Origin of the sequence: Sphingobium sp. JAI105 (assembly GCF_015752145.1) — a bacterium.
In the GTDB taxonomy this organism is placed as follows: domain Bacteria; phylum Pseudomonadota; class Alphaproteobacteria; order Sphingomonadales; family Sphingomonadaceae; genus Sphingobium; species Sphingobium xenophagum.
Window position 1 is genome coordinate 2,838,366 of record NZ_JADOUC010000001.1, and the last position, 17,183, is coordinate 2,855,548.

The window sequence follows — 17,183 nt, forward strand, 5'->3', positions numbered from 1 at the left end:
GTGATTCGGCCTGCCGCGCGCCCATTGCGTGGCTGGAATCACCCATGATTCATTCTCCGGCACCTTTGGATAGTGAGGTGCCGGGATGGAACATAGCTGGGTGGACAAGGAAACGGCCGAGACCAATTTGGGTGATGCGCGGCTGAACCGACGACTTGGAGCGATGCTTGAAGCACTTGAACAGCGCCCTGGGCAATCTCTGCCGACGGCTTTTCAGGACTGGTCGAATACTAAGGCCGCCTACCGGTTCCTCTCGAACGAGAACGTGAGCGAAGACAAAATCCTGGAAGGGCATTTTGCAGCATCCGCCTTGCGCATTCAGGCAACCGAAGGTCCGATCCTCATCTTGCAGGACACCACCGAATTCAATTTCAAGCGCGCGGATCCGGATAAGATCGGATTTACGAAAAGCTCGACTGGTCGCAAGTTGAAGGATGGCCGGTTCCAGAAGTTCACGATCTGCGGCCTTCTGATGCATGTCAGCCTTGCGATTACGCCAGATGGACTGCCGTTGGGTCTCACGGCGGCGAAATTCTGGTCACGCTCCAAGTTCAAGGGAACTGCAGAGCTCAAGCGCAGGGTCAATTTGACCCGAATTCCCATCGATCAAAAGGAAAGTATCCGTTGGCTTGATAATTTGCGCCGGTCTACCGAATTGGCTGGAGAGCCGGGGCGATGTGTACATATCGGAGACCGCGAAAGCGACATTTACGAGCTTTATTGCTTGGCTGAAGAGCTCGGTACCAAATTCCTCGTGCGCAGCTGCGTCGACCGCCTGGCTCAAGATGGCAAGACGACCATCGCCCAAGTTATGGAAAGGACGCCGTGCAGCGGGACCCACGAGATCCAATTCCGCGATGCGAAAGGCAAGGAGCAGCGGGCAGTGCTATCGATACGATATGCAACAATGACGGTCCGGCCTCCAATCGGAAAACAGAAGAAATACATAAACCAAGAGCTTCAGATCATCCATGCCGAAGAACTCAATCCGCCGGAAGATCGCGAACGGATTCACTGGAAGCTTATAACTAATTTGCCTGTCAAAAACCACGCCGATGCCGTGCATAAGCTTGACTGGTACTCCAAGCGCTGGAAGATCGAGACATTCTTCCGGACCCTGAAAACCGGGTGCCGGATCGAAGAACTTCGCCTGACTACGATCAACCGCTTGGCCAATTGTATCGCCTTGTGCTGCGTCGTTGCCTGGCGCGTGTCATGGCTGACGATCCTGGCTCGTGAGGCTCCAGAGGCCACGCCTGCTGCCGTCTTCACCGAAACGGAGCGCAACCTTCTCGATAGCTCGACGCCAAAGTTGAGACGCGCGCCATCCCGCAACCTCGCATTCTATGTCAGAGCCGTCGCAAGGCTCGGAGGCTACCTGGACCGCGCGTCTGACCCACCACCCGGCACGACCGTCATATGGAGAGGAATGACGCGACTCGCCGATCTCGTTGAGGGAGCTCGAATCTCGAGGCCCCCAGCAGGCACTTGTGGGTAAGAGCAAGCAACACCGGGCGGATACGCAATCTCGACTATGCGCCGACCTTTCTGGACCTGGCCGGGGTCGAGAAGCCAGCGCAGTTCGAAGGGGTCAGCGCATGGCCGCTCATTACCGGCAAGGTCGCGGACAAGGACTGGAAGGCGCCCGACTTCACCTATGAATATTATTGGGAATGGGCCTATCCAATGACGCCGGGTACATTCGCCATTCAGCGCGATAACCTGAAATATATCCAATATTACGGCGTCTACGACACCGACGAACTCTATGATCTGGCGCGCGATCCTGACGAGATGCACAATCTGATCGACGATCCGGCCTATCTTCAGGCCAAGGTCGATCTGCGCAAGGCGTTGTACCAGCAACTGGCCAATCGCGACGGTCGCCACGCCATTCCCTATGGCGAACGCAACGCCATCGGCAGCGTGCGGCGCAACCGCGCGGGAACCGGCGCTGCGCCTTTTCCGGACAGCTGGCTGGTGGAACCCAATCGCGTGGACAGGAAGGACAATGTCTTGCCCGACAGCGTCGCCAAGCAGCGCGCGCATGATGAAGGCAAGGCGTTCGTTCGGTTCCCGGTGCTTGGCTCGCCGGAAGCGAATGCGAATGCGGGAATCAAGGATTGACGGCACGGACGCCTGATGTGCCGCCGGTGACGTGCCCGCCGCGCCGGGCGGGGCTGGCCATGGCGGCGGCGGCGGCGCTTGCAGCCGCGCCTGCCATGGCGGCGCAGGACGGACCGGGATGCCTGGACCAGCGCCTGTCGGCGACGCTGATCCGCCTCCAGCCCAAAAGGTCGCGCCTAACGGCCGTGATCGCCCCGACGCTGGGTGGACAACTGGTCGGGTTGCAGCTGCGCCGGGCGGGCAAGAGCCATGAACTTCTCTATCGCGGCATGGATTTCTGCCCGCTGCCCGGCTTTGCGGGCAAGGCGATGGTGATGTGGCCTGCAACGGGACGCACCTTCGCCGCCGATCCGTCGCAGGGCAAGGCTGACAAGGCCGCCGGCTGGCAATGGCAGGGGAAGCTGTGGCCGATGCCGATCCATGGCTTTGCCAAAAATGGCGCATGGTCGGTCGTTACCCCGCCAAAGGTGGCGAGCGGGGAGAGCGTCACGATCGCGTTGCGCGACACGCCCGAAAGCCGCGCGCTGTTCCCATTCCCGTTTCGCCTGTCGATCACCTACGCGCTGCGTGGCGACCGGATCAGCGTCACCCATCAGGTCACGAACCCTGGCGATGTGGCGATGCCCTTTTCGATCGGCAATCACATCACCTTCGCCTTGCCGCTTGGCGGGCAGGGCGACGCTGCCGACGCAAGGATCAGCGCCGATGGGCGAGGGCGGCTTTTGCTGGACGCCTATGGACGGCCCGCAGGCACAGGCGCGGTCGGCCCCCTTAAAGCAGCGCCGCTGTCCTCGCTCGGTACCGAAACGGCACTTCCTCTGCTCTGGTCGGGCTTTCGAGGTCGCCCCGCCGTTACGCTGACGCAGCCTGGCGTGGGATCGATCATGATCATGCAACAGTCGCGGCGTCCGGCGGAGCGCGATGTCGTTGCCTTCAATCTCTGGGGCAATGTCGAGAAGGGCTTTTTCAGTCCAGAGCCATGGTATGGGCGGCAGAATGCGCTGTCCGATGGCGGCGTCGTGCTGCTGTCGCCGGGACAGAGTTTCACATGGGCGTTCTCCGCCGACATTCGTTTGTAGTTTATGGCAGGGCGTGCGTTCGTCCTGCGGCAGAAGGGATCAGGGAAGCATGATGAGCAGGCAGCGCAGGCAGAGGGCGGGTTTGTGGGTGCAGGCGGCAATGCTGGCGCTGGCCCCCTGCGCCATGTCGCAGCCCGTTGACGCCCGGACCAGCGCGCCGGAACAGGCCGCCCCGCAGCAGCAGCGCATGAACGTCCTTTTCCTGATCGCCGACGATCTGAACACCCGGACCAGCGCGACCGGCTTCAAGCCCGTCCAGACCCCCAATCTGGACCGGCTGGCGAAGCGATCCGTGAACTTTGCCAACGCCTATTCGCAATATCCCTGGTGCGGGCCGAGCCGCGCCTCGTTCCTGACCGGGCGACGGCCCGACACCACCGGCGTCTGGGATTTGAAAACCAAGTTTCGGGACAATTTGCCCGGCGTCGTGACCCTGCCGCAATATTTCCGCCAGAATGGCTATTTTACCGGGCGCGTGGGCAAAATCTATCATCAGGGCGTGCCCGGCGACATCGGGACCAGCGGGCCTGACGACACGCCATCATGGGACCGGGTCGTCAATCCTGCCGGGCGGGACAAGATCAATGAGCGGGATGGCCGGATGACTATCCTCAACCCGCATCCGTCCGGGCGGCTGGGCAGCGCGCTTGCTTTCCTGGCGGATGAAGGGACGGATGAGGAGCAGACCGACGGCAAGGTCGCGTCCGAAACCATCGCCATGTTGAAAGAGCATCGGGACGGCCCCTTCTTCATTGCCGCCGGTTTCTATCGCCCGCACGTCCCCGAAGTCGCGCCCAAAAAATATTTCGACATGTATCCGCTGGACAAGGTCAAGTTCGAACCGGAGGACCCGGCGGCCCTGGCCAAGGTGCTGCCCGCATCCTACGGACTGGTCGGCTTCCAGAATCTGGACCTGACCGTCGATCAGCAGCGCAGCTTCGTGCGCGCCTATTACGCCGCCACATCCTTCATGGACGCGCAGGTCGGCCGCGTGCTGGATGCGCTCAAGCCGCTGGGGCTGGATCGCAACACGATCATCATATTCACCAGCGACCATGGCTTCCTGCTGGGCGAACATGGCCAGTGGGAAAAGCAGATGCTGTTCGAAGGGTCTGTGAAGGTGCCGCTGATCATCAACATGCCCGGCGCGAAAGGCAATCGGCGCGTGTCGAGGAAGATGGTCGAACTGGTCGATCTCTATCCGACCATCGCGGAGATCGCCGGACTGCCCAAGCCCGATGGCCTTGAAGGCGACAGTTTGAAGCCACTGCTGGACAATCCGGCGTCGAAGGCGTGGACGCAGCCCGCCTATAGCCAGGTGCAGGGCGGTCGCAGCGTTCGCGTCGCCCGCTGGCGCTACACGGAGTGGGAGAAGGGCAAGCTGGGCGCGGAACTCTATGATGAGGATCGCGATCCGGGCGAGACGCGCAATCTGGCGGCTGATCCACGCTATGCCCACATCGTCCAGCGGTTGAAGGCGATGTTGCCCGAAGCCTCACCGGGGCCGCGTTATGGGACTGGCGGCGCTGAATAGCCGCCCGATCGCATGACCCGCCACGGCACGGGATGCAGATGCCTGCGCATGATGTCGAGGAAGGCCGTGATGCGGCGGCTGCGGCCATGGCGCGCGCTCAGCAGGGCCACCACGTCCACGTCGGGCGCGCGCCAGTCGGGCAGGATCTGCACCAGGTTGCCGGTCGCAAGGTCGTCGGCAAGATCCCATTCCGACCGCATGATCACGCCCAGTCCCGCAAGCGCCCAGCCGCGCATGATCGCGCCGTCATTCGTCGACATGAAAGGTTTGATCCGGATCGTTTCGGGGCTGCTGTCGGGCCGGGAAAATCGCCATAGCGTGACGTCCTCGTCATTTTCCCGCAACGCCAGGCATCGGCACTGTTGCAGATCGACGGGTGCCTTGATGACGGGATGGTCCCGAAGATAGGCCGGCGACGCACAGACGATGCGGCGATTGGGGGCAAGCGTCGTGACCAGCCGGGTCGTCCCGTGCAGCGACCCGATATGAATGACGACATCCCAACTGTCCGATGACAGCGACGCGGGATGATCGGACAGTTCCAGCGCGACCGTCGCTTCCGGATGCAGCCGGACGAATTCGCTTACCGCCGGGGCGACGAATTCCCGGCCAAAGCCATAGGGCGCGGCGATCCTCAATTTTCCCCTGACGCTCGTCGACCGTTGGCCCAGCCGTTTGTCCAGTTGCTCGATCGCGTCGACGATCGCCGAGCCCTGGGCGGCCAGAAGCTCGCCTTCATCGGTCAGCATGAGCCCGCGCGACGAACGCTCGATCAGCCGTACGCCCACGCGCTGTTCAAGCGCCTTGAGCCGCTGGGTCACCGCTGGCGCCGACACGTTGAGCCGACGCGATGCGTCCGCCAGGGAGGCTGACCCGGCAATGACTCCGAAGAACAGGAAATCCTCACTCGAAAGCATTAAGTTTTACCTTAATTGGAAGTGACGAATCTATTAATTGAAGACGGAGGGAAATTCCATAGACTGGTTGTTCTGTCACGCCCCCTAAAGAGTGAAGCGGAACCAGCCTTGTTGGATGAAAAGACACGATATGCCGCCGATGCGGGCGCTCAAACGCTCAGGACCGTTGGCACCCCCTGTTTGATCCTCGATCAGGATCGCATGGACCGCAACGTCGCGCGGCTGCGCGGGCGAATGGAGCGGCTGGGCGTGCAATTGCGGCCCCATCTGAAAACGGCGAAGTCGGTCGATGCCGCGCGGCGGGTCATGACCTCGCCAGCGGGTCCGGCGACGGTTTCGACACTGAAGGAGGCGGAGCAGTTCGCACGCGCTGGCGTGACCGACCTGACCTATGCCGTGGGCATTTCCCCCGACAAGATCGACCGGGTGCTGGCCCTGCGTGCATCGGGGGTCGACGTGTCGGTCACGCTGGACACGGTCGAGCAGGCGCGCGCGGTGGCGGAAGCATCGCGCCGGGCGGGCGACAGGATACCCGCCCTGATCGAGATTGATTGCGACGGTCATCGGTCGGGCGTCCTGCCCGGCGATCGCGCGCTGCTGGTCGACATCGCCCAGGCGCTGGAAGATGGCGGCGAGTTGCGCGGGGTGCTGACCCATGCCGGGGCAAGCTATGGCGCGATCGGCGACGATGCGATCCGCGCAGCGGCCGAAGGCGAGCGCGCGGCGGTGGTTCAGGCCGCCACGCTGCTGCGCGAAGCGGGTTTCGATTGCCCGGTCGTAAGCGCAGGGTCCACGCCGACCGCGCATTTCGCCGAAACGCTGGACGGCGTGACGGAAATGCGCGCGGGCGTGTTCGTCTTTTTCGATCTGGTCATGGCCGGGATCGGCGTTTGTGCGATCGACGATATAGCAGTGTCGGTGCTGGCGACGGTGATCGGGCACCAGCCTGAAAAGGGCTGGATATTGGTCGATGCCGGATGGATGGCGATGTCGCGCGATCGCGGTACCGCCAAGCAGGCGGTCGATCAGGGATATGGCCTTGTCTGCGATGTGCACGGCCAGCCTATGGACGATCTGATCCTGTCCGAAGCGAATCAGGAGCATGGCATCATCACGCTTCGGCCCGGTTCGACGGCGTCGCTCCCTGACTTGCCGATCGGCACGCGGCTGCGCATCCTGCCCAACCATGCCTGCGCGACGGGCGCGCAGCATGACAGCTATCATGTCGTCAGCGGGCAGGGCGACAGGATCGAGGCCGTATGGCCCCGGTTCGGAGGATGGTGATGACGCGCATCGACGCGACGGGCGACGGCCCGCTTCCCGTGACGACGGCCAATGCGCCCGCGGCAGGCGGTCATTATGCGCAGGCCATCAAGCATGGCGGTCTTGCCTATATTTCCGGCCAGTTGCCGATCGACCCTGATGGCACGCACCGTCCCGAAGCGGATTTTGACGATCAGGCGCGGCTGGCCATCCGCAACCTGCTGGCGGTGGCGCAGGCAGCCGGCAGTTCGGCCGAAAATCTCCTGAAAGTGACGGTCTATATCGTCGGCATCGAAAACTGGCCCCGCTTCAATGCCATCTACGCTGATCTGCTGGGCGACGTTCGCCCGGCCCGGTCGGTCGTTCCCGTCCCGCATCTCCACTATGGCTATCTTGTCGAAATTGACGCCATCGCCGCCTGCGCGAACTGATGGCGATGAACTGATGCTTGACATGAAAGAGGATAGAGCGATTTCCACCCATCCTTCCATCATCGTGCGTCCCATGACCGGCGCGGATCCGGATCTCGATGGCGCGTTGGCGCTATCGCAGGCGGTCAGCTGGCCATATCGCAAGGATGACTGGCGCGTCGCGCTGGAACTGGGCCACGGCCTGCTGGCGGAAGCCGATGGCGCCATCGTCGCCTCCATCCTCTGGTGGCCCTATGGCGACGCCTTTGCCACCTGCGGCATCATCATCGTGTCGCCCGCCATGCAGGGACGCGGTCTGGGCCGGACGTTGATGGAACAGATGCTCGACGCGACCGGCGACCTGGCACTTCTGCTCAATTCGACGGTGGAGGGCCATCGCCTGTATGAACGCTTCGGGTTCAGCGATGTAAGCACGGTTCACCAGCATCAGGCCCGGCTGCCGGATAGCGTCCCTCCCTTGCCGGACAGCGCGGTGCGAACGGCGCAGGCAAGCGACCTGCCCGCCATCGTCAGGCTGGACGAACAGGCCTTCGGCGCGGCGCGGACCCGATTGATCGAGGCGTTCAGCCGCATCGGCACCGCCGCAGTCATCGAACGGGACGGGGTGATCACGGGCTTTGCCATGTGCCGGCGCTTTGGCTTTGGTCAGGCGGTCGGGCCGGTCGTCGCGGCAACGGCAGGCGACGCGCGGCAACTGATCCACCATTTCATGGCGGAACATGCGGGCACATTTCTGCGGATCGACATTAGCGGCGATAGCGGTCTGGGCGACTGGCTGACGACAAATGGCCTGCCCGAAGTCGGCCACGTCACGACCATGATCCGGGGTCAGCGGCCTGCCGTCGCAGGAGAAGCCCGGACCTATAGTCTTGCAAGCCAGTCTTTCGGTTGAAGGCGCAGTTCATGAAACTTATCCCCTATTGGCACGACACGGCCCCCGTCTTTTCTGGCACCGAAAAAGGGCCGGTCGAAGGCGACTATGACGTGGCAGTGGTGGGCGGTGGCTTTACCGGCCTTTCCGCATCATTGGCGCTGGCGAAGAAAGGCGCGCGCGTCATCCTGCTGGAAGCCGGGCGACTGGGCGGATGTGCATCCGGGCGCAATGGCGGGATGTGCAACAACGGCTTTGCGCAGGATTATGCCGGCATGGTCGGCCGCCTTGGCGCGGATGTCGCCAAACGCCTCTACCAAAGCTTCAACAGCGCGGTCGACACGGTCGAGCAGATCGTTCGGGACGAAGCGATCGACTGCGATTTCAAGCGCGTCGGCAAGCTCAAGATGGCGGCGAAACCCGCGCATTATGACAAGCTGGCGCGGTCGCAGGAACTGATGGCGCAGGGCGCGGACCCGGACGCCTATATGGTTTCGCGTCAGGATATGCCCTCGGAAGTCGGTACCGACCGCTATTTCGGCGGGCTGATCTTTCCCAGAAGCGCGGCGATGCATATGGGTAAATTCGTCCATGGTCTGGCAAGCGCAGCGGCGCGCCATGGCGTCCGGCTGCATGAGGACAGCCCGGTCACGGGGATGAAGCGGCTGAACGGCCACGCCCATCGCCTGTCCACGCCATCGGGTGATGTCACGGCCCGGCAGGTGCTGCTGGCGACGGGCACCTCCGCTGTCGGGCCATTATCCTATTTTCGCCGCCGCATCGTTCCGGTCGGCGCGTTTCTGATCGTGACTGAACCCCTGTCGCAGGCGCGGCTAGACAGCCTGTTGCCGCATCGCCGCAACGCGACCGATACGCGCAATTTCGTCAGCTATTTCCGCGTGACGCCGGACAATCGCCTGCTCTTTGGCGGGCGGGCGCGCTTTGCCAGATCCAATCCCCGTTCGGACATGAAGAGCGGGACCATCCTCCAGAAATCGATGGTCGATATTTTCCCCGGCCTGTCCGACACCCGGATCGATTATTGCTGGGGTGGCATGGTCGATATGACGGCTGATCGCCTGCCGCGCGCGGGCGAGCATGACGGTCTCTTCTATTCCATGGGCTATAGTGGGCACGGCACGCAGATGTCGACCCATATGGGCCAGATCATGGCCGAGGTGATGGACGGCAACCCCGCTGCCAATCCGTGGGGCGATTTCGCCTGGCCGGCCATTCCGGGGCATTTCGGACCGACATGGTTCCTGCCGTTCGTCGGCGCCTATTATAAATTGCAGGACATATTGCACTGAAACGGTCCCGGATACCGGGCCTGTCGGCAACAGCTTCATAAGGACAGATCAGCGTGAGCGTCCCAGAATATCGCCAATTCTATATTGATGGCGCGTGGCGTACATCATCGTCCGACAAGATGAGCGCCATCCTGTGCCCGGTGACCGAAAGGGTCATCGGTTCGCTGGCCATGGGCACCCACGCCGATGTCGATGATGCCGTTGCCGCCGCCAGACGCGCGTTCGCGACATTTTCCCTGACCCCGGTCGAGGAACGGCGCGCGCTGCTGGGACGGATATTGGCGCTGATGGAGGAGCGGGCCGAAGCGTTGGCGATCGCGATGACCACGGAAATGGGCACGGCGATCAGCTTTGCGCGCAGCGCGCAGGTGCCCTTCGGCATCGCCCATGTGCGGGCGGCGATGGAGGCGCTGAGCGACTATGCGTTCATCACCCACCAGGGATCGACCGCGATCGTGCGCGAGCCGATTGGCGTGTGCGGCCTGATTACGCCCTGGAACTGGCCACTCTACCAGATCACCGCCAAAGTTGCGCCGGCGATCGCGGCGGGCTGCACGACCGTCCTGAAACCCAGCGAATTGTCGCCGCTGAGCGCGCTGCTGTTCGCGCAGATCATGCATGATGCGGGCACGCCCCCCGGTGTCTTCAATCTGGTCAACGGCACCGGGGAAGAGGTTGGGGCAGCGATGGCGTCGCACCCCGACATCGACATGATATCCATCACCGGATCGGTGCGTGCGGGCATATTGGTGGCGCAGGCGGCGGCGGTAACGGTCAAGCGCGTGGTGCAGGAACTGGGCGGCAAGTCGCCCAACATCCTGTTGCCCGACGCCGATTTCGCGCGCGTGGTGCCGTTGGGCGTCGCGTCAGCTCTGCGCAATGTCGGCCAGTCGTGCAGCGCGCCGACGCGGATGATCGTACCCGTCGACCGGCTGGAAGAGGTGGAGACGCTGGCCCGCCGTCATGCGGAAACCATGATCGTTGGCGATCCGATGGCGCAGGACAGCGTTCTGGGCCCGGTTGCCAACAAGGCGCAGTTCGACCGCGTCCAGCATATGATCCGCGTCGGCATCGACGAAGGGGCGAAGCTGGTCTGCGGCGGTCCCGGTCGTCCCGAAGGATTGGGCGAGGGCTATTTCACGCGGCCCACCATATTTTCCGATGTCACGACCGACATGCGCATCGCGCAGGAGGAGATTTTCGGGCCGGTACTGTGCATCATCCCCTATGCGACGGAAGATGACGCGATCGCCATCGCCAACGACACCGTCTACGGCCTTGGCGGGCATGTCCAGTCGGCGGACCTGGAAAGCGCGCGCCGGGTCGCGCGCCGCATCCGATCCGGCCAGGTGCACATCAATCACCCCGCCTGGGACGCCCATGCCGCCTTTGGCGGTTACAAACAGTCGGGCAATGGCCGCGAATATGGCGTTTTCGGTCTGGAAGAATGCCTCGAAACCAAGGCGATATTGGGATACGGCCCGTCATGACCAACGTCTGAAGGGGCTGTCGCCAGAACCTTTCCCACCTTATTGACTGAACGCAGGCTGGAACTTCATCATGTCCCCCAGAACCAAAAAGATCGCCAGCGACGAAAGTCTGCCCCGGTCCGCCGACGTCGTCATCATCGGGGGCGGTATCGTCGGCGCGGCGACCGCTTATTATCTCGCCAGGCGCGGCCTGTCGGTGGCCCTGCTGGAAAAGGGCTATATCGGCTGTGAACAATCCAGCCGGAACTGGGGTTGGTGCAGGCAACAGAATCGGGACATGCGCGAAATGCCGCTGTCGGTCCTGTCGATGCGGCTCTGGGACGGGCTGGCCGATGAAATCGGTCAGGATCTGGGCTTTCGCCGAACCGGCCTTCTCTATGCCAGCGATGATGACAAGCAGTTGGCCGAATGGGAAAAGTGGCAGGAGGTCGCTCGGCTGTTTGATGTCGAAACGCGCATGTTGTCGGCACGCGAAGCGGCGGAAACCTTCCCCGAAACCAAGCGCAAATGGCGCGGTGGCATCCACGCCGCCCGCGATGGCAAGGCGGAACCCGCGCTGGCCGCGCCTGTCCTTGCCGAAGGTGCGCGCGCGCACGGCGCGACCATCCATCAACAATGCGCCGCCTATGCGCTCGATGTAACCAATGGGGCCGTGAGCGGCGTCCACACGGAGAAGGGGTTTATCGCGGCCGATGCCGTCCTGTGCGCTGCCGGTGCCTGGGCATCAGCATTTTGCCATACACTGGGCGTGCGCTTTCCCCAGGCCAGCGTGCGCCAGACCGCGCTCCGCTCCCGCCCCGCGCCCAATGTCGGCGAAGTGCTCTACACCCCCGACTGCGCGCTCACCCGCAGGCTGGACGGCAGCTATACGATGACGATCAGCGGCAAGGCCACGTTGGAAGTGACGCCCCAGAGCCTGCGCTACGCCAAGCCGTTCATGCCCATGTTTCTCAAGCGCCTGCGGGCCGTACAGGTGGGTGTCGGCAAATCCTTTTTCGTCGGGCCGGAATCCGTTTCGAGCTGGTGGTCCGCCAAGGAGCGCCGCTTTTCCGACATCCGGGTGCTGGACCCCGATCCCGATCCGAAATTCATCGCCGCGATCCTGGCCAATGTCCGCGCGAGTTTCCCGGCGCTGGCGGACATCGAAGTCGATGAGGCGTGGGGCGCCTATGTCGATTCGACCCCCGACGCGGTGCCGGTCATTTCGCCGATCGAAGGGATTGGCGGCTATTATCTGGCCGCTGGCTGTTCGGGACATGGCTTTGGCGTCGGGCCGGGCATCGGATTTCTGGCGGCGGAACTGATCGCCAATGACAAGCCCAGCGTCGATCCCCACCCCTATCGGCTGTCGCGATGGTCCGATGGGACAAGGATTGAAGTCGGCGCGCTATAATCCTGTGCCAACTGGCGGTGGCGCGAATCCGCCATGCGAGGGCCTAGGCGAGGCGAATGAAGACATTGGTGGTCAGTCTTTCCTGACATCCCTGGTCCGTGAAGTGATCTGGCGGAATCATCCCTGAATGGAGAGCATTGCTTGGGTAGACCGCGATCCTGCCGGGGTGTCCAGTGATGGCGGCGGTCATTTCATAGTCGTCATTCGACCCGCATATATAATTTTTGCGCGCTCCGAGATGCTCTATGGAGGTTAGATAGTAGCTGAGCTTGTCTTCAGTTATTCGTTCCAGTCCAGTGGCGCGATGGCGGTAGAGGGCCGTGCCCATGGTGGGAGTCAGATAGTGCAAAATGGCGATCATCTTGCCACTGGTGTCATCAAAATGAGGGTTGCTCTGATATCTCGTAAGTTTTTCAGGGCGCGTCGTGACCCTTGAAAGGCTTGCGGATATGGCCCCCAAAATATCTGCTTCGAACGCATCGCTGATTAGGGGCGCCAAGATGTTCAGCATGGGGCCGACATAGCCAGCCATCAGGCTATCACCCGGCTTAAGGAAATGGCGCTCGCCCGGATAAGGACCCGTGGCTTGCGGGTATGGCGACAGCGCGCGCGCGCGACTGACAATCGCGTCAAGGTTGGCGACATAATTGTCGACAATCAGGACCGGCACTTTTTCGCGTCCGACATAGAGCAATTGTGGTTCGATCGTCGTCCGCCTTTTCGAGCCTGCTCTCAGCCTCCAGATCGGTCCGCCGCCCTGCAAGCCGAGAACCAGAACGGTCCCGGATTGCCTATTGGTAGCGTTATCCAAAGTCAACTCTGGGCCAGTAGCGCCAGTCCAGTGAGCCCCCGCCTCGACGGGACATAGTCCGTGAAGGCGAGAGTCGTTCCGATCAGGCATCCACCAGTTGTTTCGCGCCGCGCTGCACCGTCATGCGGTGCGTACCGGCCAGTTCGGTCGTGCGGGTGCGGATGTCCTTCATGAAGTGCCATGAACCCGCGACCTGTTGCGGCGTCAACTCAAGCGAGACATAGGTAGTGTCTCAGTTTGAATTTATGGGATGACCTCGAACGGCCAGCGCCATGAGGAGTAAAGGTAGGCACCGCCACCTTCACGATCGGTGAGCTTAGCCCGCAAGCGGAAGCGCGTGCCTGTCGGGTAGTCTTGGCTCAGCTTTTTTGAACATTCGACGTGCATGTCTGCCGGATATGCTTGGCCTGGGACTGGTCGGATATGAACCCGCCCATGAAGCCCAGAGCTTTGCGCGGGCTCATAGCTTTCTACGATCACCCATTCATAGGCATTGTTCTGAGCCACGCTTCCCCCTTTTAGGGTAGGCGATCAGACTACCCGCTTCTTATACGGCCCGCGCGGCTTAGGAGCCGGTGCCATCGCGTCGATCTTAGCAACAACATCGTCCAGCGACCACAAGCGATCGGTGATGCCAGCAGCCATCGCAGGCGACATGCGCAGCGTCTTGTGAATGCGGGTGAAGTTGTAGAACACAAAGTAAAGCGCCAGCGCGTGAATGTGGTTGTCGAGCTTCTTTGAGAAGGCGTTGGTCAGGCGGGTGAAGCGCCGCATGGACATACGCATGGTGAGGTTCTGGCGCTCAACGTAGCTGGTGGAGACATGCTTGATGTCGGGATTGCCTTCAACGCGGATTTTCTTGATCCCGGTGCATTCGGCGGGGCTGTAACGGCCCGGTGCGGTGATCGTAGGACCATACAACTTCACAAGCTGGGCAAAGTCCACGTCTGCGCCGAACGCGCCTTCTACCGCCTCTAGATAAGCCTTGTGGCCATCGGTGGTTAGCTGGACACGGTTGGCAAGGCGGCTGCGCAGATCATCCATAAGGTCCATGGCATCTTCACCCGAACGGCCACCGACATTGAACGCGACAATCAGCTTCGTGTCGGCGTCGATAGCGGTCCACGTCCACACGTCACCAGCTCCCTCCGGGGCTGCCTTGGCAGTTGCGACGTTCTTTTGCTTGGCGTGGCAGAACGACCAGATTTCATCGCACTGGATACGCGACGCCTTCACGTTGCGGACCATTTCGTCATGGATGGCAAGCGCGGCTTCCCCGGCCTCGACCAGCAGCTTTGACACTGTGTTGATCGACACGTCCGCAACGCGGCTGATCGAGCGCATGGACGACCCTTCGCAGAGCATGGCGAGGATTTGGATGCGCTTGGCGTGGGGCAGCTTGTTCATACTCATTTTAATATGAACTTTTATGCTTAGTGGCAAGCATATATTCGCTACGAAACTAGGCGGAGGCGAGGCTTCTGCAATGGAATCGGATAAAGCGCGGCAACATCTTCATTGGTCAATCCGAACAGTTCCGACAACTCATCAACAGAGTAATCAAGGTCTTGCAAATGCGAACGTATAATTGAGCGCAAAGTGGAAGGGGTTTCAATAAGATGTGAGGCTTCAACCGGTTCTCTTTTACGAAATCCTCGCTTGGACATTTCAATAACATAGTATTTATACATACGATCCGACAAAGAGCCAATTTGCCAAGCCTTATACATTAGCGATTGCATTGAGGTTCCCCAATACAGTTTTAGATCCATGAACTTGGTCAAAGAGTGTGGCTCAAAGTCGTTCTTTATATCACGACTTGGCATCAAAAATTCGGACGCAAATCTATTAGCCTCTATTTCCTGTTCAGGATGAGGGGTTTGATGGCAAGTTAAATGCGCAATTTCATGGGCAAGGCTGAACCTATATCTATCTTTTGGCTGATTAGAATTGATAAAAACAATAGGCGGCAGTCCGTCACAAGCGTGCTGGCAAAAGCCGTCAATCAATTCACTGCCAAAATCAAAGGCAATAATAATGATACCCGCTCGCTCAGCAATTTTGGTAAGATCGTCTATTGGCCCCTTTGGCAACTGCCAACGCTGCCGAAGCATACGCGCGATTTCTTCAACATCGCGGCCATATTCATCCGGATCAATGGCGGGCAGTGGCGGCAATGTCGGTTCTATCTCTACCGATGAAAGAAGAGATTTGAGATTGAGGCGGAATATCTCGGCCAACCCATGAACCGCATCCTGGTCTTTAACGGCAAGCTTCGCCCGTTTACGATGATAGCTAACCATCGGCTCGCGGACATATGCACTTCGATAAAAAAAGCTTGGTCGAACGCGCAGCGCGGACGCCAATTTTTCAACCAACTCTGCCTGCGGTTGGATACGACCATGCTCAAGCTTAGATAGCGTGCCTTGCGTAATGCTTCCATCTAGAACTGCGACTAGTTCAGCCTGCCCTTTTCGGCGAACCTGTCGCGCAAGGGTTAGAAGGCTTCCATTAAATACCTTATCCATTGGCCTTGCGCTCGCCATCCTTCACCAGAACACGGATTCCGACTCCTTCGTCGTCTCCGTCCAGCGGGATATCTGTCTGAATGCCACGACCGTCGCCTTCGCCGTTAAGCGGAATCACCCACAGGACATCCTGTTCCGGATTGTTGCAGACAAGATAGAGATTGATTTGAGACGGTGCGTTCTCCGGAACGCTCCAGCCCAGATAAAGAAGCGTAGCTTCGGGCGCGTTTGGATAAAGATCGGTTGCATACTCGGGAAGCTGATTGGCGTCATACTCCGCCGAAGCGAAGGTCGGGCTTACAGCAACAGCGAACCCATCGCGCAACTTCTTTACCCGCAACAAATACTTCCCTACCAATCCGACAAGAATAAGCTGGTGCTTACGATGAAGATGGGCGCCGGAAACAGCCTCGCACCAATCGTAAAGCTTACGGACAAAAATCTGCCTGTATATGGACGCCTTGGTGCTGGCATTCAGCAATGGTGCGATCAAGCGGCACTTTTCTTGAAAATCTCGATGAACCTCCAAACCAAGTTCACGCAGACCATCAAAATAATGTCCGATATCGGCATGTGCCTCTTCAGCGGTTCGGATTGGCATAATTGATCCCTGTTGCAGCGTATCGCGCGAGGGTAAGGCAAAATCCTGTCCATAACAATAAAAATTATTCCAGAATTATTCCTTGGGGTGCCCCCACCGCTTAGCTGCCGCCTTCTGCGCAATCTCCTTGCGCCGCTCAGGCGTCATATTTTCAGCGCGCTTCTTGCCTCCAGCGCGGCCCATCTCTGCCGCCGCGCTGGACAGCTTTTCGTCGCGCTCATCCTCGACCTCGCCGGTTGCGATCTTGCCGATCAGCACAGCCAAGCCGATCGCGTCGGCTGGGCGCTTCTCCCCGCGTGGTCCTTTAGGCATTATCAGGCTTCTTCGGGTGGGCGAATAATAGCATTCCGCTATGATCGACAATATCAACCTTCTCGGCAAACCCTGTTTTTACCCAATCTTGAACTTTTATCATCGCGGCATCTAAGGGAACATCATCCCACTGCGCTGTACCGACGATTTTTTCGGCTACGTATCGTCTGACTGTATATTCCACGCCTGCCTCCATGCTTTCCGCTAAGCATATAGGAAGCGGCGGCCGGATGCGACAGGTGATCGGCTAAAATTCAAACTGAGACACTACCCCGCAGCCTGCCTTTCTTCCTCAGCGCGACGCTCGTCCTCGACGCCCTCCCAATGGCGCTGCTCGTCTTCTTCGTCGCGTCGCCGCTGATCTTCGTCCCGCTCTGCCATGTTGCCGTTCTACCGCTCGCGCGTATGAGTTCCAAGTGCGGCTTGTAAGGTTGGGCTGTACGCATTTTTGCGCAGCTGGACCGCGTATTACTGAAGGCGATCCACTAAATCATGCAGCTGTCGATTCCGCGTTGA

The 17,183-nt window shown here is 60.5% G+C and carries 17 protein-coding genes; 10 read left to right on the top strand and 7 right to left on the bottom strand.

The features are described 5' to 3' along the window. Positions 1 to 85 precede the first annotated feature (85 nt). The 4 genes from IWY39_RS13610 to IWY39_RS13625 are packed head-to-tail and all read left to right on the top strand — an operon-like array spanning position 86 to position 4,740. Entirely contained in the window at positions 86 to 1,498 is a 1,413-nt protein-coding gene (locus IWY39_RS13610; RefSeq protein ID WP_107126268.1) for an IS4 family transposase, read from the top strand. Next, complete coding sequence (locus IWY39_RS13615; protein WP_315897874.1) at positions 1,489 to 2,127, top strand: sulfatase/phosphatase domain-containing protein; 639 nt, start codon at positions 1,489 to 1,491, stop codon at positions 2,125 to 2,127. Before IWY39_RS13610 ends, IWY39_RS13615 begins: the two co-directional genes overlap by 10 nt. After that, a complete protein-coding gene (locus IWY39_RS13620) occupies positions 2,124 to 3,206 on the top strand; it encodes an aldose 1-epimerase (RefSeq protein ID WP_229380790.1) in 1,083 nt (360 codons plus the stop codon). Before IWY39_RS13615 ends, IWY39_RS13620 begins: the two co-directional genes overlap by 4 nt. Before the next feature lie 49 nt (positions 3,207 to 3,255). Then, a complete protein-coding gene (locus IWY39_RS13625; RefSeq protein ID WP_229380791.1) occupies positions 3,256 to 4,740 on the top strand; it encodes a sulfatase in 1,485 nt (494 codons plus the stop codon). Here the strand turns inward: IWY39_RS13625 and IWY39_RS13630 are convergent. After that, on the bottom strand, positions 4,716 to 5,657 hold the full coding sequence (locus tag IWY39_RS13630) for a LysR family transcriptional regulator (protein WP_107126271.1): 942 nt from the start codon (positions 5,655 to 5,657) through the stop codon (positions 4,716 to 4,718). The genes IWY39_RS13625 and IWY39_RS13630 overlap by 25 nt on opposite strands. 108 nt (positions 5,658 to 5,765) lie before the next feature. Here IWY39_RS13630 and IWY39_RS13635 point away from each other — a divergent pair, with 108 nt between their 5' ends. The 6 genes from IWY39_RS13635 (at position 5,766) to IWY39_RS13660 (ending at position 12,415) form a co-directional block, all read left to right on the top strand. After that, positions 5,766 to 6,941: a DSD1 family PLP-dependent enzyme gene (locus IWY39_RS13635; RefSeq protein WP_107126272.1), complete on the top strand. Its 1,176-nt coding sequence runs from the start codon at positions 5,766 to 5,768 to the stop codon at positions 6,939 to 6,941. After that, positions 6,935 to 7,351 carry a RidA family protein gene (locus tag IWY39_RS13640; protein ID WP_107126273.1) on the top strand — a complete coding sequence of 139 codons (417 nt, stop codon included), beginning with the start codon at positions 6,935 to 6,937 and terminating at the stop codon, positions 7,349 to 7,351. The genes IWY39_RS13635 and IWY39_RS13640 overlap by 7 nt, the downstream gene beginning before the upstream one ends. Before the next feature lie 22 nt (positions 7,352 to 7,373). Beyond that, a complete protein-coding gene (locus IWY39_RS13645; protein ID WP_231377526.1) occupies positions 7,374 to 8,243 on the top strand; it encodes a GNAT family N-acetyltransferase in 870 nt (289 codons plus the stop codon). Between the two features lie 11 nt (positions 8,244 to 8,254). Continuing rightward, positions 8,255 to 9,532, top strand: a complete 1,278-nt coding sequence (locus IWY39_RS13650) for an NAD(P)/FAD-dependent oxidoreductase (RefSeq protein WP_181316861.1) — start codon at positions 8,255 to 8,257, stop codon at positions 9,530 to 9,532. Between the two features lie 83 nt (positions 9,533 to 9,615). After that, positions 9,616 to 11,022, top strand: a complete 1,407-nt coding sequence (locus tag IWY39_RS13655; RefSeq protein WP_261376108.1) for an aldehyde dehydrogenase family protein — start codon at positions 9,616 to 9,618, stop codon at positions 11,020 to 11,022. Between the two features lie 70 nt (positions 11,023 to 11,092). Beyond that, a complete protein-coding gene (locus IWY39_RS13660) occupies positions 11,093 to 12,415 on the top strand; it encodes an NAD(P)/FAD-dependent oxidoreductase (RefSeq protein ID WP_107126276.1) in 1,323 nt (440 codons plus the stop codon). A 43-nt stretch (positions 12,416 to 12,458) separates the two neighbouring features. Here IWY39_RS13660 and IWY39_RS13665 read toward each other — a convergent pair whose 3' ends face one another. From IWY39_RS13665 to IWY39_RS13690, 6 genes are all read right to left on the bottom strand, one after another. Next, positions 12,459 to 13,226, bottom strand: a complete 768-nt coding sequence (locus tag IWY39_RS13665; protein WP_229380792.1) for a DUF6445 family protein — start codon at positions 13,224 to 13,226, stop codon at positions 12,459 to 12,461. A 531-nt stretch (positions 13,227 to 13,757) separates the two neighbouring features. Next, positions 13,758 to 14,633, bottom strand: coding sequence for an IS1 family transposase (locus IWY39_RS13670; protein WP_107126279.1), 876 nt, complete (start codon positions 14,631 to 14,633; stop codon positions 13,758 to 13,760). 47 nt (positions 14,634 to 14,680) lie between these two features. After that, on the bottom strand, positions 14,681 to 15,754 hold the full coding sequence (locus tag IWY39_RS13675; protein ID WP_181316862.1) for a helix-turn-helix domain-containing protein: 1,074 nt from the start codon (positions 15,752 to 15,754) through the stop codon (positions 14,681 to 14,683). Further along, positions 15,747 to 16,355 carry a hypothetical protein gene (locus IWY39_RS13680; RefSeq protein ID WP_145169885.1) on the bottom strand — a complete coding sequence of 203 codons (609 nt, stop codon included), beginning with the start codon at positions 16,353 to 16,355 and terminating at the stop codon, positions 15,747 to 15,749. The genes IWY39_RS13675 and IWY39_RS13680 overlap by 8 nt, the downstream gene beginning before the upstream one ends. Positions 16,356 to 16,430: 75 nt before the next feature. Continuing rightward, the gene (locus IWY39_RS13685; protein WP_107126283.1) at positions 16,431 to 16,667 is read right to left on the bottom strand and encodes an RNA-binding protein; all 237 of its coding nucleotides are present in this window, start codon (positions 16,665 to 16,667) and stop codon (positions 16,431 to 16,433) included. Beyond that, entirely contained in the window at positions 16,660 to 16,851 is a 192-nt protein-coding gene (locus tag IWY39_RS13690; RefSeq protein ID WP_145169887.1) for a hypothetical protein, read from the bottom strand. The genes IWY39_RS13685 and IWY39_RS13690 overlap by 8 nt, the downstream gene beginning before the upstream one ends. Positions 16,852 to 17,183 lie beyond the last annotated feature (332 nt).

What these genes read in the sequence shown, in the direction of transcription:
- IWY39_RS13610 (WP_107126268.1), top strand. Translation starts at nt 86, where the DNA reads ATGGAACATAGCTGGGTGGACAAGGAAACGGCCGAGACCAATTTGGGT.
- IWY39_RS13625 (WP_229380791.1), top strand. Translation starts at nt 3,256, where the DNA reads ATGATGAGCAGGCAGCGCAGGCAGAGGGCGGGTTTGTGGGTGCAGGCG.
- IWY39_RS13630 (WP_107126271.1), bottom strand. Translation starts at nt 5,657, where the DNA reads ATGCTTTCGAGTGAGGATTTCCTGTTCTTCGGAGTCATTGCCGGGTCA.
- IWY39_RS13640 (WP_107126273.1), top strand. Translation starts at nt 6,935, where the DNA reads ATGGTGATGACGCGCATCGACGCGACGGGCGACGGCCCGCTTCCCGTG.
- IWY39_RS13645 (WP_231377526.1), top strand. Translation starts at nt 7,374, where the DNA reads ATGAAAGAGGATAGAGCGATTTCCACCCATCCTTCCATCATCGTGCGT.
- IWY39_RS13650 (WP_181316861.1), top strand. Translation starts at nt 8,255, where the DNA reads ATGAAACTTATCCCCTATTGGCACGACACGGCCCCCGTCTTTTCTGGC.
- IWY39_RS13660 (WP_107126276.1), top strand. Translation starts at nt 11,093, where the DNA reads ATGTCCCCCAGAACCAAAAAGATCGCCAGCGACGAAAGTCTGCCCCGG.
- IWY39_RS13670 (WP_107126279.1), bottom strand. Translation starts at nt 14,633, where the DNA reads ATGAACAAGCTGCCCCACGCCAAGCGCATCCAAATCCTCGCCATGCTC.
- IWY39_RS13675 (WP_181316862.1), bottom strand. Translation starts at nt 15,754, where the DNA reads ATGGATAAGGTATTTAATGGAAGCCTTCTAACCCTTGCGCGACAGGTT.
- IWY39_RS13680 (WP_145169885.1), bottom strand. Translation starts at nt 16,355, where the DNA reads ATGCCAATCCGAACCGCTGAAGAGGCACATGCCGATATCGGACATTAT.
- IWY39_RS13685 (WP_107126283.1), bottom strand. Translation starts at nt 16,667, where the DNA reads ATGCCTAAAGGACCACGCGGGGAGAAGCGCCCAGCCGACGCGATCGGC.